Source organism: Clostridium sp. DL1XJH146 (assembly GCF_054819755.1).
The window spans coordinates 1-13,617 of the sequence record NZ_JBTVVN010000068.1 but is presented as its reverse complement, the minus strand read 5'-3'; the positions used below and the strand labels follow the sequence as shown (position 1 = coordinate 13,617).

11 protein-coding genes are annotated in these 13,617 nt (G+C 28.5%); 6 read left to right on the top strand and 5 right to left on the bottom strand.

What is annotated here, in order from left to right; all coding sequences use genetic code 11:
• The first annotated feature begins 243 nt into the window (after nt 1-243).
• The gene (locus tag ACVHXK_RS17940; protein WP_461207783.1) at nt 244-1,371 is read left to right on the top strand and encodes an aminopeptidase; all 1,128 of its coding nucleotides are present in this window, start codon (nt 244-246) and stop codon (nt 1,369-1,371) included.
• Nucleotides 1,372-1,705: 334 nt separating this feature from the next.
• Nucleotides 1,706-2,494: a lysostaphin resistance A-like protein gene (locus ACVHXK_RS17935; RefSeq protein WP_461207782.1), complete on the top strand. Its 789-nt coding sequence runs from the start codon at nt 1,706-1,708 to the stop codon at nt 2,492-2,494.
• Nucleotides 2,495-2,828: 334 nt separating this feature from the next.
• Here ACVHXK_RS17935 and ACVHXK_RS17930 read toward each other — a convergent pair whose 3' ends face one another.
• The 3 genes from ACVHXK_RS17930 to ACVHXK_RS17920 form a co-directional block, all read right to left on the bottom strand.
• Complete coding sequence (locus ACVHXK_RS17930; RefSeq protein WP_461207781.1) at nt 2,829-5,270, bottom strand: DsrE/DsrF/DrsH-like family protein; 2,442 nt, start codon at nt 5,268-5,270, stop codon at nt 2,829-2,831.
• A gap of 63 nt (nt 5,271-5,333) precedes the next feature.
• Nucleotides 5,334-5,630 carry an ArsR/SmtB family transcription factor gene (locus tag ACVHXK_RS17925; protein WP_461207780.1) on the bottom strand — a complete coding sequence of 99 codons (297 nt, stop codon included), beginning with the start codon at nt 5,628-5,630 and terminating at the stop codon, nt 5,334-5,336.
• Between the two features lie 310 nt (nt 5,631-5,940).
• Nucleotides 5,941-7,236: a D-alanyl-D-alanine carboxypeptidase family protein gene (locus ACVHXK_RS17920; protein ID WP_461207779.1), complete on the bottom strand. Its 1,296-nt coding sequence runs from the start codon at nt 7,234-7,236 to the stop codon at nt 5,941-5,943.
• Between the two features lie 164 nt (nt 7,237-7,400).
• Here ACVHXK_RS17920 and ACVHXK_RS17915 point away from each other — a divergent pair, with 164 nt between their 5' ends.
• Entirely contained in the window at nt 7,401-8,012 is a 612-nt protein-coding gene (locus ACVHXK_RS17915) for an NUDIX hydrolase (protein ID WP_461207778.1), read from the top strand.
• 101 nt (nt 8,013-8,113) lie between these two features.
• The gene (locus tag ACVHXK_RS17910; protein ID WP_461207777.1) at nt 8,114-9,400 is read left to right on the top strand and encodes a serine hydrolase; all 1,287 of its coding nucleotides are present in this window, start codon (nt 8,114-8,116) and stop codon (nt 9,398-9,400) included.
• 80 nt (nt 9,401-9,480) lie between these two features.
• Here ACVHXK_RS17910 and ACVHXK_RS17905 read toward each other — a convergent pair whose 3' ends face one another.
• The gene (locus tag ACVHXK_RS17905) at nt 9,481-9,831 is read right to left on the bottom strand and encodes a hypothetical protein (RefSeq protein WP_461207776.1); all 351 of its coding nucleotides are present in this window, start codon (nt 9,829-9,831) and stop codon (nt 9,481-9,483) included.
• 174 nt (nt 9,832-10,005) lie between these two features.
• Here ACVHXK_RS17905 and ACVHXK_RS17900 point away from each other — a divergent pair, with 174 nt between their 5' ends.
• Nucleotides 10,006-10,206: a hypothetical protein gene (locus ACVHXK_RS17900; protein ID WP_461207775.1), complete on the top strand. Its 201-nt coding sequence runs from the start codon at nt 10,006-10,008 to the stop codon at nt 10,204-10,206.
• A 326-nt stretch (nt 10,207-10,532) separates the two neighbouring features.
• Here the strand turns inward: ACVHXK_RS17900 and ACVHXK_RS17895 are convergent, their stop codons facing one another.
• A complete protein-coding gene (locus ACVHXK_RS17895) occupies nt 10,533-12,002 on the bottom strand; it encodes a nicotinate phosphoribosyltransferase (protein WP_461207774.1) in 1,470 nt (489 codons plus the stop codon).
• A 293-nt stretch (nt 12,003-12,295) separates the two neighbouring features.
• Here ACVHXK_RS17895 and ACVHXK_RS17890 point away from each other — a divergent pair, with 293 nt between their 5' ends.
• Complete coding sequence (locus ACVHXK_RS17890) at nt 12,296-13,552, top strand: ATP-dependent helicase (protein WP_461207773.1); 1,257 nt, start codon at nt 12,296-12,298, stop codon at nt 13,550-13,552.
• The last annotated feature ends 65 nt before the right edge of the window (nt 13,553-13,617 follow it).

Here is a 13,617-nt window from a genome sequence, read left to right as displayed (position 1 = left end):
CACAGAGAATTAAAACACAGAGAATTAAAACACAGAGAATTAAAACACAGAGAATTAAAACACAGAGAATTAAAACATAAGAACAAAATTATTACTGGGTGCATATTTTAGTGTGTTTTATAACTTGGAGGTTTAAGGTCTTAAAGGTTCAAGGTTTTAAGGTTTAAGATCTTAATGTTTTAATTGCAAATTGCACATTGAACATTGCAAATTTGTTTTAAATAAGAAGGGGAGATATAAAAGATGACAGACATAAGATTAAAAAAATTAGCAAAACTTTTAGTGAATTATTCAGCTGAAGTTAAGAAAGATGATTTTGTTTTAGTACAAAGTGATTCTATTGCAGAGCCATGGATGGTAGAGGTGGTTAAAGCCGCAATAGAAACAGGAGCACATGTAGAGACTATAATAAAGTCAGGTCAAGTTGGTTATGAGAAATTGAAAAATTCTTCAGCAGAGCAGCTACAGCAAGAGGATTTCATACAAAAATATGCTATGGAAAAGGCTGACGTTTGGCTTACAGCATGGGGAACAACTAATACAAAAGCAAATTCTAATATTGATTCTGAAAAAATAGCTTTAAATTCTAAAGGGGCCTCTAGTTGGAGAAAGATATATTCTAGCAAAACAGGCGATGGTTCTATGAGATGGTGTGGTACTCAATTTCCTACTCAAGCAGATGCACAAGAAGCTTCTATGAGTTTATCAGAGTATGAAGATTTTGTTTATGGAGCTGGGCTTTTAGACAAAGAAGACCCTATTGCTGAATGGAAGAGAATAAGTGCAGAGCAAGAAAGATGGGTAAAATATTTAGATGGCAAAAAGAAACTGCATATTATATCAAAAGATACTGATCTAACAGTTAATATTGATGGTAGAAAGTGGATAAACTGTGATGGTAAAGCAAACTTCCCTGATGGTGAAATATTTACTTCACCTGTAGAAGATGGAGTAAATGGACATATTTCTTTCTCCTTCCCTGGAATATATTTTGGAAAAGAGATTGAAGGAATAAGACTTGAAGTGAAAGATGGCTTAGTTGTAAAAGCGTTAGCTAAAAAGGGTGAAGATTTACTACATAGTCTTCTGAAAATAGATGAAGGGTCTTCTAGATTTGGAGAAGTTGCCATAGGAACAAATTATGGAATTCAAAAATTCACTAGAAATATGTTATTTGATGAGAAAATAGGGGGAACTGTTCATTTAGCAATAGGAGATTCTATGCCAGAAGCAGGTGGACTTAATAGATCAACCATTCACTGGGATATGCTTTGTGATATGAGAGAAGAAGGAAAGATATATGCAGATGGAGAACTGTTTTATGAAAATGGACAGTTTATTCAAGAGATTTTAACAAGATATAATTTATAAAAGACAATGCACTTTTAAAGATAAGGCACTTTTAAAGATAATGCACTTTTAAAGATAATGCACAATGCACGATGCACAATGCACAATTAAGGAGGAAATTTTTTAGCAGAGCTAAAAAATTTCTATAATTAATTAAAAGAATAAAGATTTTCTGACCAAAGAGAAGAAAATTATCATTAATTGTGCATTGTGCATTGATAATTGTGCATTGAGAATTATGCATTGTGCATTGTACTTAAGATTGTGCATTAAGAATTATAAAAGTTATTCTAGAGTTAATGAGCAAGCTAAGTAAAAGGGAATATCCAATAATAATAGTAAAGAGAGGTCTTTGATGAAGAAAGTATTTGGGTTAGTATGGGAGACTATAAAATATTTATTTATTTATTATGCTGTGAGCACAAGTATTCTTATGGTAGCAAGTATTGCGTTATTGATGGACAGAAATATATCAGAAGAGAGTTTTAATCAATTGTTATTTAATTATAATATGAATCTTACGCCTATTATAGCTTTAGTTACTTTTGTATTATTTTATCTAATATTTAAGGCTAAAGGTCAAAATTTAGTGAAGTATTGTAAGTTTAATAAAATAACATTAAATGAGAGTATATTAATAATAGTAGTTACTTTAGGTATATCAATTATTCTTTTATGTTTAGTTCAATTTGGAATTAGTATTTTTCCAGAGTATTCTGGGATATCTGATTCTTACGAGGGTGCTATGACCAGTATATTTGGGGTTATTGGGATAATATTGTTTGCACCTTTTATAGAAGAAGTAATGCTTAGAGGAATTATTTTTAATAAATACAAAGAAAAAATGAATATCTATTTAGCTATAATATTGCAAGCCATGGTATTCGGGTTAATACATGGGAATTCGCTTCAAACAATATATACATTTATTTTAGCTATAGTCCTTGCTATTGTTTATTTGTGGACAGACTCTATTGTGGCAACTATTCTTATTCATATTTTTTATAATCTGTTTGGCACATTAGTACTACCAGGGCTGTTATCATATATGCAAATTGATATGATTTTTGTGTTAGCAATTGGTATAATTATTTTCGCAATATCAATGGTTTATTTGAGAAAAATTACTTTAGAGAGATATTAAATATAGAATTATATATAAATTCATGAAACAAAGGCAATGCGTTTAGCGTATTGCCTTTGTTTTTTTAGTTTTTTTAATAATAAAATTACTTTCCAATTCATCAGATAAACCTATATATGAGTAAATATCAGAACAAATTAAAAAATCTATATTAAAAAATGAAAGCAAAATCCTTGGACTTGATTTTAAGGAACTTGTAGAAATGATAAAAATTTTATATGAAGATGAAAATTAATAGGAGGTAGAAAAATGGATTTGCGTATTTTATTTAAGTTATTTAATTTCGTATAATCTAAAAAACTCATCCCAATAAAGGATGAGTTTTTTAGATGTTTTAGATAAATAAGTTTACGTTAGAATCTTCTGCTTCGCCTAAGTAATAGCCAACTCCGCCGATTTGAACGCCGTCAATTAATTCTTCTTTTTGAAGTCCTAAAAGTTCCATAGACATTTGGCAAGCGATGATTTCAACACCGTTATCCATTGCTGCTTTCATTAATTCCTCAAGAGATTCAACATTATGTTGTTTCATGATGCCTCTTATCATTTTAGCACCCATACCGCCCATATTCATTGTTGATAATCCAAGTTTTTTACTTCCTCTTGGCATCATCATACCAAACATTTTTTCAACAAAGTTCTTTTTAACAGATACATGCTCATTTTTTCTAAGGATATTGATACCCCAGAAAGTAAAGAACATTGTAACTTTTTTACCCATTGAAGCAGCTCCGTTTGCGATAATGAATGAAGCAATTGCTTTATCTAAATCGCCACTGAATACTACCATAGTTTTATTATCCTTTACTTCTACTAATGAAGTTGCTGCTGCTTCTTTTTCTTCTTCGCAGCCCTTTTGAAGACAAGCTGTAATAATACCTTTATCTTTCTCAATATCTACTAATTTGTTATTTGTTCTTTTACACCAAGCTTCTATATCTTTATAAAATCCTGGGTCAGAAGCTGTAACAATTAGTTGATCTCCTGATTCTAATTCATCCATGGAACCTTTAACTCTCATAAGTGGGCCTGGGCAACTTAAACCACAAGCATCAAGATTTTTAACAGTAACATTATCTTTTGCTATAGTATTATTTGAAGTAGCCTTATCTGATGATACAATAGATGGTACAAATTTTCCTGCCATATATACTTTATAACCTCCAGTAATGTTTTTAACTTTAAAGCCATTTGCTATTAATATTTGTTCTGCGATATATCCTCTTAAACCAACTTGACAATATGTCCATATTTCTTTATCTTTGTACTTTTCAAGTTCACTAATTCTTTCTCTTAATTGTTGAAGTGGTATATTAATAGAGCCATCGATAATGCCGCCTTCTACTTCAAGGTCAACCCTAACATCAAGTAAAACAACGTTATCTTTATCTCTAGAATCTATCTCTCTAGGTAATACTGGTGTTGATCTTCCTTCAAGTACGTTTTCAGCATAGAAACCAGCCATATTAACAGGATCTTTTGCTGAAGAATAAGGAGGCGCATAAGCTAACTCTAATTCAGTTAAATCATAAATTGTTCCACCAAGTCTTATTACGATAGCTATGTCATCAATTCTCTTTGCAACACCATTGTATCCAATAGCTTGTGCACCTAAAACTTTGCCATCAGGGGCGAATATTAATTTGAGTGTAATAGGAGTAGCTCCAGGGTAGTATGATGCATGACTTTGAGGAAGTATATATATAGTTTTAAATTCAATACCGTTTCTAGTTAAAGTTCTTTCGTTGTTACCAGTTGACGCACAAGTTAAGTCAAATACTTTTAGTATTGAAGTTCCTTGAGATCCTTTGAATGTTTTATCTAATCCACATATATTATCAGCTGCAATTCTACCTTGTTTGTTTGCAGGTCCTGCAAGAGGGATTGCTGTTTTGTTTTTATTAACAAAATCAACTATTTCAATTGCATCCCCAACAGCATATATATCTTTTAAATTTGTTTGCATTCTATCATTAACAATTATATGGCCTCTAGGTCCAAATTCTAAGGCTGTATTTTTTACGAAATTAACATCAGGGGTTACACCTATAGCTAGAATTACCATATCAGCTCTTAATTTTGTACCATCATTTAAAAGAACTACAGTGTCTTCATCACTATTAGTAAAAGATTTCACAGCATTGTTTAATACAAGGGAAACACCATTTTCATTTAATTCATTTTCAGCAATAGTTACCATATCAGAATCAAATGGAGCAAGTATGTGAGGTGCTGCTTCAACAAGTGTAACATTTACGCCGATTTCTTTTAGGTTCTCAGCCATTTCTATTCCGATGAAACCTCCACCGATTACAACAGCATCTTTTACAGTTTTCGTAGTAACATACTCTTTAATTCTATCAGTATCATTCATATTTCTCAGTGAGAATATTTTATCTCCATCAATACCGGGGATAGGTGGTTTTATTGGCTTTGCACCAGGTGATAAAATTAAGTAATCATATTTTTCTGTATATAATTTTTTATTATCTTGAATAGTTATTTCTTTTTTATCTGCATCTACTTTAGTTACTTCACTATTTATCCTAACATCAATATTAAATTTATCTTTCATATCTTTAGGAGTAGAAACTAAAAGATTTTCTCTTTCTTTTATAGTATCTCCTATATAGTAGGGTAATCCACAGTTTGCGAAGGAAATATATTCGCCTCTTTCGAAAATAACAACTTCTGCTTCTTCATCAAGTCTTTTTAATCTAGCAGCAGCTGATGCTCCACCTGCAACTCCACCAACTATTAGTATTTTTTTTGACATAGTAAAACCTCCCGAAATTTTAATTAACCTTAAACTTAACGACTCATATATCTTAAAAAATAATTATTTATTTGAAACGGTTCTTTCAAAAAGAATTTCAATAATTTTTTTTACTTTATCATTTTTTATAAAGTAAAAAACTTCAATACCTTTTCTGTCGCTATCTATAATTCCTGCTTTTTTAAGTTGATTAAGATGCCTTGATACCGTAGGCTGAGGCACTTCTAGACAATCGTGCATAGTATTTACATTACAACTTCCCTTTTGGATTAAGCCTCGCACAATGCAAAGTCGTGTGGGATGAGCTAAAGCCTTTAGAATTTCAGCGTATTCCTCATAATTTTTTAAATTGTAATCCATAAATTCACCTTCATTCATAATATTAATATATTCATATATTCGAATATGTTGATAATTAAATAATACAATATGAATTTTAGTTTGTCAATAATTTAACTAAAAATTTTTTTAATTTTGTTAATATTTTATTTAACTTGGTTTTATAATTTATGATTAAATTAAATTTACTAATTATTTTAGAAAATCATGAATATAATAAAGGCTTATTTTGCTAAGCAAAATAAGCCTTTATTATATTATTCGGTTTTAAATTTTACAATCAAAGATTTCCGAAGAATGAGGAAATCATCGACAATTGTGCATTGCTCTTCTAATATCCGTATTTGTTTCGACCTCTAGTTTTTTTTCTCCTAGCCATATTAACAAATCTAATTAGTAATAATATGAATACTAATAATACTAAAATAGTACCTATATAAATGAACTTATTTTGGCTAATGATATCTTTTGTAGATATAGTCGGATATATATTGTAGGAATTTTTAGCTTCTCTTTGAGATACTTCAAGGGTACCAACAGGTTCATCTTCATTTAACTTCCAAGCATCGATATTTTCAGCTTTTAGAGTAGTGCCTATTTCAGTATCATTGATTTCATTCTGATAATAATTTACAGCGTCTTTAATCACTAATGGTACTTCAATTTCTTTTTGAAAACCAAAAAAATTGAAAGGTTTATATTTAAGGGTTATTGTACTAACTTCAGTATTTTCAACGTAATTAATTGAGTCTTTTGCTAAAGTTGTTTTTTCAGCATTGTAACTCCAATTAATTATTTTTTCCATATCATCAAATACATATGTATCATCTGGATAATATTGTGATTGAAGTACAACTCCAGCTAGTTTTCTTCCGTCTTTCTCAAAAATAGCAGCTAAACATCTTCCGGCATCACTAGTATATCCAGTTTTACCAGCTATACATATAGCACCAGAATCTAATGTTTCTCCTATTAATTTATTTCTATTTTCAATATTAGCAGTAGTTCCATTGTCTAAAGTAATTTTAGTTTCTTTTGTTTTCAATACTTCGTTCATCCAAGTGTTTTCATTAGCAGCTCTAATAAGTAAGCTTAAGTCATAAGCAGTTGTGTAATGGTCATCATCGTGGTATCCATCTGCAGTTACAAAGTTAGAATTACTCATACCAAGTTCAGATAGTTTTTCATTCATAGTAGTTTTATATTGTTCATAATCGTTGTTACTTATAAAATTTGCAGCCATATAAGCAGAATCATTTGCTGAATATATAAGTAGAGCCTTCATAACATTTTCTGCGCTCATTGTATCACCCTGATTAATATATATATTAGGAATATTATACAATGAGTAAGGGTTTTGTTCAGATGCCATTTTTGTATATGGAATGGTATCAACTTTTTCAGCATTTTCAGCTAGTAGTAGACCTGTAAGTAATTTTGTTATACTAGCAGGATAATTTTTAGCATCGAGATCTTTTGCATAAATTATTTCTCCAGTTTCTACATCTATAACTAAGGCTGATGTACCTATAATTTCAGGTTGGTCGCTATTTGTAGCCATTGCATTTATAGGTAATGATAATACTAACATAATCGAAGTTAATAGTATTGCTAATTTTCTTTTCAAATTTCATCGCTCCCATTTTTAAATTTATGTCTTATTTAGTATAATATAATTGTAAAGGCATTACAACAATCAGTAAGTTTCTTCATAAAAAATTAAGATAATTACAACATAATATGAAGTGTGAAATTAGGGATGATTTTGTTACTAAAGAATGGAGGGTAAGTATGGAGGAAATAAAGAAAATTTTTAATGAAAGAAAGGCAGAGAATATAAATTTTAGAAGGATAAATGCTGTTAATATTTTACTTAAGAAAAGAGAAGATGAAATATATATAGTTTTAGAAAAAAGATCGTTAAAATTAAATAGTCAACCTGGTGATATTAGTTTCCCAGGGGGGAGGGTAGAAATAGGAGAAACTCCTAGAGATGCAGCTCTAAGAGAGACAATAGAGGAATTGAACGTTAAAGAAAAAGAGATTAGCTATTTGAGTGAAATGGGTTCTTATATAATACAGGATAGTTCTATAATATATATTTTTATTAGTGAGCTTTTAGGAGAAATCAATAACCCTAGCTTAGACGAAGTAGACCATGTTTTTGAAGTTCCTCTGAATTTTTTTATAGAAACAACTGCAGAAAAGTATGAAATGATATATGAACCAAATTTTCCGGAAAACTTTCCTTTTGATTTAATACAAAATGGTAAGGATTATAAATTTAGAAAGGTGAAAGTAAAAGAATATTTTTACAAATTTGAAGATTATACAATCTGGGGTTTTACAGCTAGAATAATTAGAGAATTTATAAAAATAATACAAAACTATGAAAAAGAGTAATTTTAGTTAAAAAATTAAATTTTTAGGATAATTAAATTTATCATTAAGGGTATATTAGAAGTGTAAAACAAATTTAGAGCTTTTTAAGGGAGTAGTTACAAATGAAAAAAAGTATTTTAAATTTTAATGTACCTTTAATTATCCTAATTATCTTAGTTATTATGGTTAATATTTTTTCTGTTATAGCAATTGCAGGAGAAAACTATGAAGAGTATGAACTCGACGAAAAGAATCTAGTAAAGAAATTAATGGAACAGAATAGAGAGTTTTATGGGAAATACATTGACGGCCAGGATAAATATCAAATTCAAATATTATATACAGCAATAGATAGGAATGACGAAGAAAAGACGAAGTTTACTTCTCACTATTATAATGTTGATCCAGAAAAATATTTTTATCCAGCGAGTTCTGTAAAATTATCTTCATGTCTACTAGCACTAGAAAAACTAAATAATTTAGGAATAGAAGGGGTCAATAAATATACTGATTTAATGATCAAAAAAGGAAGAAGCAGTCAAAGTGAGGATACTAAAGATTGGACTACAGAAAGTAGATTACCAAGTATAGCTTCTTATATTAGAAAAATTTTAGTGGTTAGTGATAACAATAGTTTTGATAGGTTATATGAGTTTTTAGGTCAAAAGTATTATAATGAGACTCTTTGGCAAAAGGGATATGATAATGCTTTAGTAATTCATAGATTAGGAAATGCAGTAGGATATGAGGAAAATAGATATACGAATCCTATTTATTTTTATAAAGATGGGAAATTAATTCTAAATCAAGAAATGCAATATAATAATGAAGCATACTTAAATAGAAATTTAAAGAATTTACAGATAGGAAAGGGATATTATTCAGGAGGAAAGTTGATTTCTAGTCCCAAAAATTTTTCAAAATCAAATTATATGTCAGTAGAATGTTTGCAGAATTTATTATTAGCTGTATTTTTCCCGGAAGACATTGATGAGAATAAAAGATTTAATTTAGAGAGTGATGATTATTTATTTTTAAAAGAATATCTGTCTACATTACCATCAAAATGTGATGCTCCTAAATATGAGTATAAAGATAGTTATGTGAAATATTTTATGTATGGAGATACTGATGAAAAAATACCTGAAAACATTAAAATATATAATAAAATTGGATGTGCTTATGGCTTTTTAATAGACAATGCATATATTGTAGATGAGGAAAAGGGAGTAGATTTTCTTCTTACTGCTGTTATTTATTGTAATAATAATGATATTTTGAATGATGGTAAATATAATTATTATGATGAGGGTATGCCTTTTTTGGCTAATTTAGGTAGAACTATATATAATTATGAAGTTAATCAGAGGTGTGTAGATAATAGCATTAAAAAAAATAATTATAGTTGATTATAGTTCAACTTACTTTTGGTGATTTAATAAGTTAATAAAAAATCCAAGGAAATTTTAAAGTTTCCTTGGATTTTTTATTAGTATTTAGATTTATTCTTGTGTACTTTGCCTAATGAAAGTATAGAAATTGTAACAATTCCAATATATATAAAGATATAGATTAAATTAATCAATCCAGCTTTATAAAAATATTTGAAATATATAAATAGACCTAATGAAATTGCAGACCAAAAGATAGATACGTAGGACATATAGTTGTTTTTCTTGCGCCATGTAATAGGATCTTTCATATTTCCTATGATTTTGTCTCTTTTCATATTCCCAGGTTTTGTGTTGATTACTAAAAGCTTAAAATAAAGTGAAAAACCTAGTGAAATGATAAAAACTCCTAAGAAAAGAAAAGCAATTGAAATACTAGTAACGAACATAATATCACTCCCAAGTCAACTGTTCATAAATAGTATTCCCTAAAAATAAAAAAATATTTTTTAATGAAAAAACAAAAAAATATTAGGAGGGGTATTTAAAAATGGAATAATTTGTAATATAATAAGGTTAGTAAATTCTTTTGTTAGCACAATTTGAAGGGAGCATGATTTGAGTTGATATGTCCATTTTTAACTGATTCTAAAGAAAAAGTCCAGTGTTTTTCAAACTGTCCGTTTTATGAGCTTCAAGGAAATAAAGTGTGTTGTCCTTTTTTAGAGTTGTCTAAAAAAAATTATTTCTATAGATTCAATAATGATGAGGATATTACTTACAAAGATTTGGTTTACCTAGATAAATTGATGAAGATGAATTGATTTCAAAAGAACAATGAAGAAAGAATAATGCACAATGCACAATGCACAATGCACAATTGTGGATGAATTTTTTTAGCGAAGCTAAAAAAATTCTACAATTTATTAAAACATTAAAACATTAAAACATTAAAACATTAAAACATTTAGAAATTGAAGAATTGAAGAATTGAAGAATTGAAGAATTGAAGAATTAATGTTCAAAAGAGTCTAATTTCCGAAGGAAATTAGACTCTTTTAATTAAGTTAAAGATTTTCCGACCATCGGGAGGAAAATCATCATTAATTGTACATTGTACATTGTACATTGTGCATTGTGCATTGCTCTACTAATATATCTCACTATATTTATTAAGCATACTGTGTTTTAAATTCCATAAGTCTTCAGAAAGATCTATATAGTATGTGTGTGGATTTTCGAATCTAACAACTTCATCCCATAGCTTTTCAACTTCTACTTTAGCAAAATTTTGTATATCAAGTACCTTTGGACTATTATAAATTGGTTTTCCTTTTTCGAATATTTTAACATGTAGATTTTTAACATAATATTTATTAAGTTTTTTCTTCTTCCATGTGTGAATTGGATTAAATATTTCTAAAGGTTTTGTATCATCGATTTCTTCGTTATTTAAGGTGATTAAATCTGCAATAGCTTTATCAGTATCTTTATCAAATAGTCTATAAATCTTTTTAAAACCTGGATTTGTAATTTTTTCAGCATTTTCGCTAATTTTAATTTTAGGAATTATATTTCCAAATTCATCTTCAATAGCTACTAATTTATATACACCACCAAAAACAGGTTCTGATTTTGCTGTAATTAATCTTTCACCTACTCCAAAGGAATCTATTTTGGCGCCATGACTTAATACGTTCGTTATTATATGCTCATCTAAAGAGTTTGAAATAACTATTTTTACATCTTCATATCCTGCCTCATCGAGCATAGTTCTACATTTTTTAGTAAGATAAGTAATATCTCCACTATCAATTCTTATACCTTTTGGTCTTATGCCAAGAGGCTTTAGTATTTCATCAAAAACTCTGATAGCATTGGGTACTCCTGATTTAAGTACGTTGTAAGTATCTACTAGTAAGGTACAATTGTTAGGGTATGTATTAGCCCAAGCTTTAAACGATTCATATTCTGAATGGAATAATTGAATCCAACTATGTGCCATAGTTCCTACAGCAGGAGTATTAAACATTTGATCAGCAATGGTACAAGCTGTAGCCGAACATCCACCTATTATAGCTGCTCTAGAACCATAAATAGCACCATCATAACCCTGAGCACGCCTAGAACCAAATTCCATAACAGGTCTACCTTGCGCTGCTTTACAAATTCTATTTGATTTTGTTGCAATAAGAGTTTGATGATTAATTGTTAATAAAACCATTGTTTCTATAAATTGAGCCTGAATAATTGGTCCTTTAACAGAAACAAGTGGTTCTCCTGGGAATACTGGATTACCTTCAGGGATAGCCCAAACGTCACATTCAAATTTAAAATTTGAAATATAATCTAAAAAACTCTGTGAAAATAAATTTTTGCTTTTTAAGTATGAAATATCATCTTCTGTAAAGCTAAGGTTTGATAAATATTCAATAAGTTGTTGTACACCTGCCATTATACAATAGCCACCACCGTCAGGAACCCTTCTGAAAAACATATCAAAATATGCTATTTTATTTCCAACGTTATTATCTAAGTATCCGTTAGCCATAGTCAGCTCGTAAAAATCAACAAGCATAGTTAAATTTCTTGAATTCTTAATAAAGTTTTCATTATTCATTTTTGAAACCCCTCTACTATGTATAGTAATATATAGAGTATCCGATATGAAAATTAATTTATATATGTACAAAATACCGATAAATTTATGATCTTTCTACATATATAAAATATTAGACGAGTTGGAAACACTATAATTGATATATTTATTTTAATACGCTAAGGTGAATAATACAATAAAAAATAATCTTAGATTTGAAATTAGAGTTGTAAAAACAATAATAAATGTATAAGATATTGAAAAATTAACAATGATATGGTAAAATATACAAGTTGATATGGAGAGTGAATTAAATGCAAAAAATAAACTTAATAGATGAATACTATAGTGAAAGAGATAAACTAATTGAAAATAGATATAAGAATTTAAACGAAAAGCAAATAAAAGCAGTTTTGTCTAGTAACTTGAATTCTTGCATCATTGCATGTCCAGGGTCAGGTAAAACAACAACCTTATTGAATAGAGTGGATTACTTAGTTAATTTTGGACAGATATATAAAACAAATTTGAAACCAAGCAATTTAGATAATATTATTTTGGACATTATGAAACAGTATAATCAAAATAATACTTTAGAAAAAAAAGTAAAGACAAATAATATAGAAGAAAATAGAATCATAGAACTTATTAATAACTATAAAATTTCTCCAGGGAATATTATAGTTATAACTTTTACAAAAGCTGCAGCTATGAATATGAAAAAGAGATTTATAAAAAGTAACAAAAAGGAGGTAACCCCTTTCTTTGGTACTTTTCATGCCTTGTTTTATAAAATTCTACAGAGAGAAATAGGTAGAGTGAATATTATACAAAGTTATGAAAGCTATAATATTATAAAAGGAATACTATCGCAAGTAAAAGAAGAGACTAATGATGAAGAGATTAGAACTATTATAAATGATATTTCTTCATATAAAAAGTCTAGTTTAGATATGGAAATGTATAAAACACATATAAGCAAAGATGTATTTATCAAATGCTTTGAGGCTTATGAAGAATATAAGAAAAAAAAGAGTTTGTTAGACTTTGAAGATCTACAAATAAATGTGAGAGATTTGTTTTTAAATAATAAAAATATACTTATGAAATATAGAAGGGTTTTTAGATATATTTTAGTTGACGAGTTTCAAGATTGTGATGACATACAAGTAGAAATATTAAGGTTATTAAGTAGTGAAAATAATTATATATTTGCAGTGGGGGATGAAGACCAGTGCATTTATGGTTTTAGAGGATCAAAACCTGAGTATATGGTTAATTTTGATGGACTATTTTTTAATAGTAATAAATATTTTTTGACTATAAATTATAGATGTCCGCAAACGGTAATTAATAGTGCTAATTTTTTAATCAAGAATAATATAAAAAGAAATAATAAGAGAATGGATTGGTATAAAAATAATAGTAATGGTAATGATATACAAGTGTTTAGTGGAATAAATGAAAATAGTGAAGCTGATTATATTTGCAAGGAGATTCAAAAAAAAGTTAGTAATGGTGAATATAATTATAAGGATTATGCAATATTATATAGGACCAATCAGCTCTAACGAGCAAATTTATTTTATAGCTGTAGTAAGCTTAAATTTATCGTTTTAAATTTCAGAAAATTCTA

Coding starts and splice junctions, on each gene's coding strand:
- ACVHXK_RS17895 (WP_461207774.1), bottom strand. CDS start 12,002: ATGAATAATGAAAACTTTATTAAGAATTCAAGAAATTTAACTATGCTT.
- ACVHXK_RS17910 (WP_461207777.1), top strand. CDS start 8,114: ATGAAAAAAAGTATTTTAAATTTTAATGTACCTTTAATTATCCTAATT.
- ACVHXK_RS17905 (WP_461207776.1), bottom strand. CDS start 9,831: ATGTTCGTTACTAGTATTTCAATTGCTTTTCTTTTCTTAGGAGTTTTT.
- ACVHXK_RS17940 (WP_461207783.1), top strand. CDS start 244: ATGACAGACATAAGATTAAAAAAATTAGCAAAACTTTTAGTGAATTAT.
- ACVHXK_RS17930 (WP_461207781.1), bottom strand. CDS start 5,270: ATGTCAAAAAAAATACTAATAGTTGGTGGAGTTGCAGGTGGAGCATCA.
- ACVHXK_RS17890 (WP_461207773.1), top strand. CDS start 12,296: ATGCAAAAAATAAACTTAATAGATGAATACTATAGTGAAAGAGATAAA.
- ACVHXK_RS17915 (WP_461207778.1), top strand. CDS start 7,401: ATGGAGGAAATAAAGAAAATTTTTAATGAAAGAAAGGCAGAGAATATA.
- ACVHXK_RS17935 (WP_461207782.1), top strand. CDS start 1,706: ATGAAGAAAGTATTTGGGTTAGTATGGGAGACTATAAAATATTTATTT.
- ACVHXK_RS17925 (WP_461207780.1), bottom strand. CDS start 5,630: ATGGATTACAATTTAAAAAATTATGAGGAATACGCTGAAATTCTAAAG.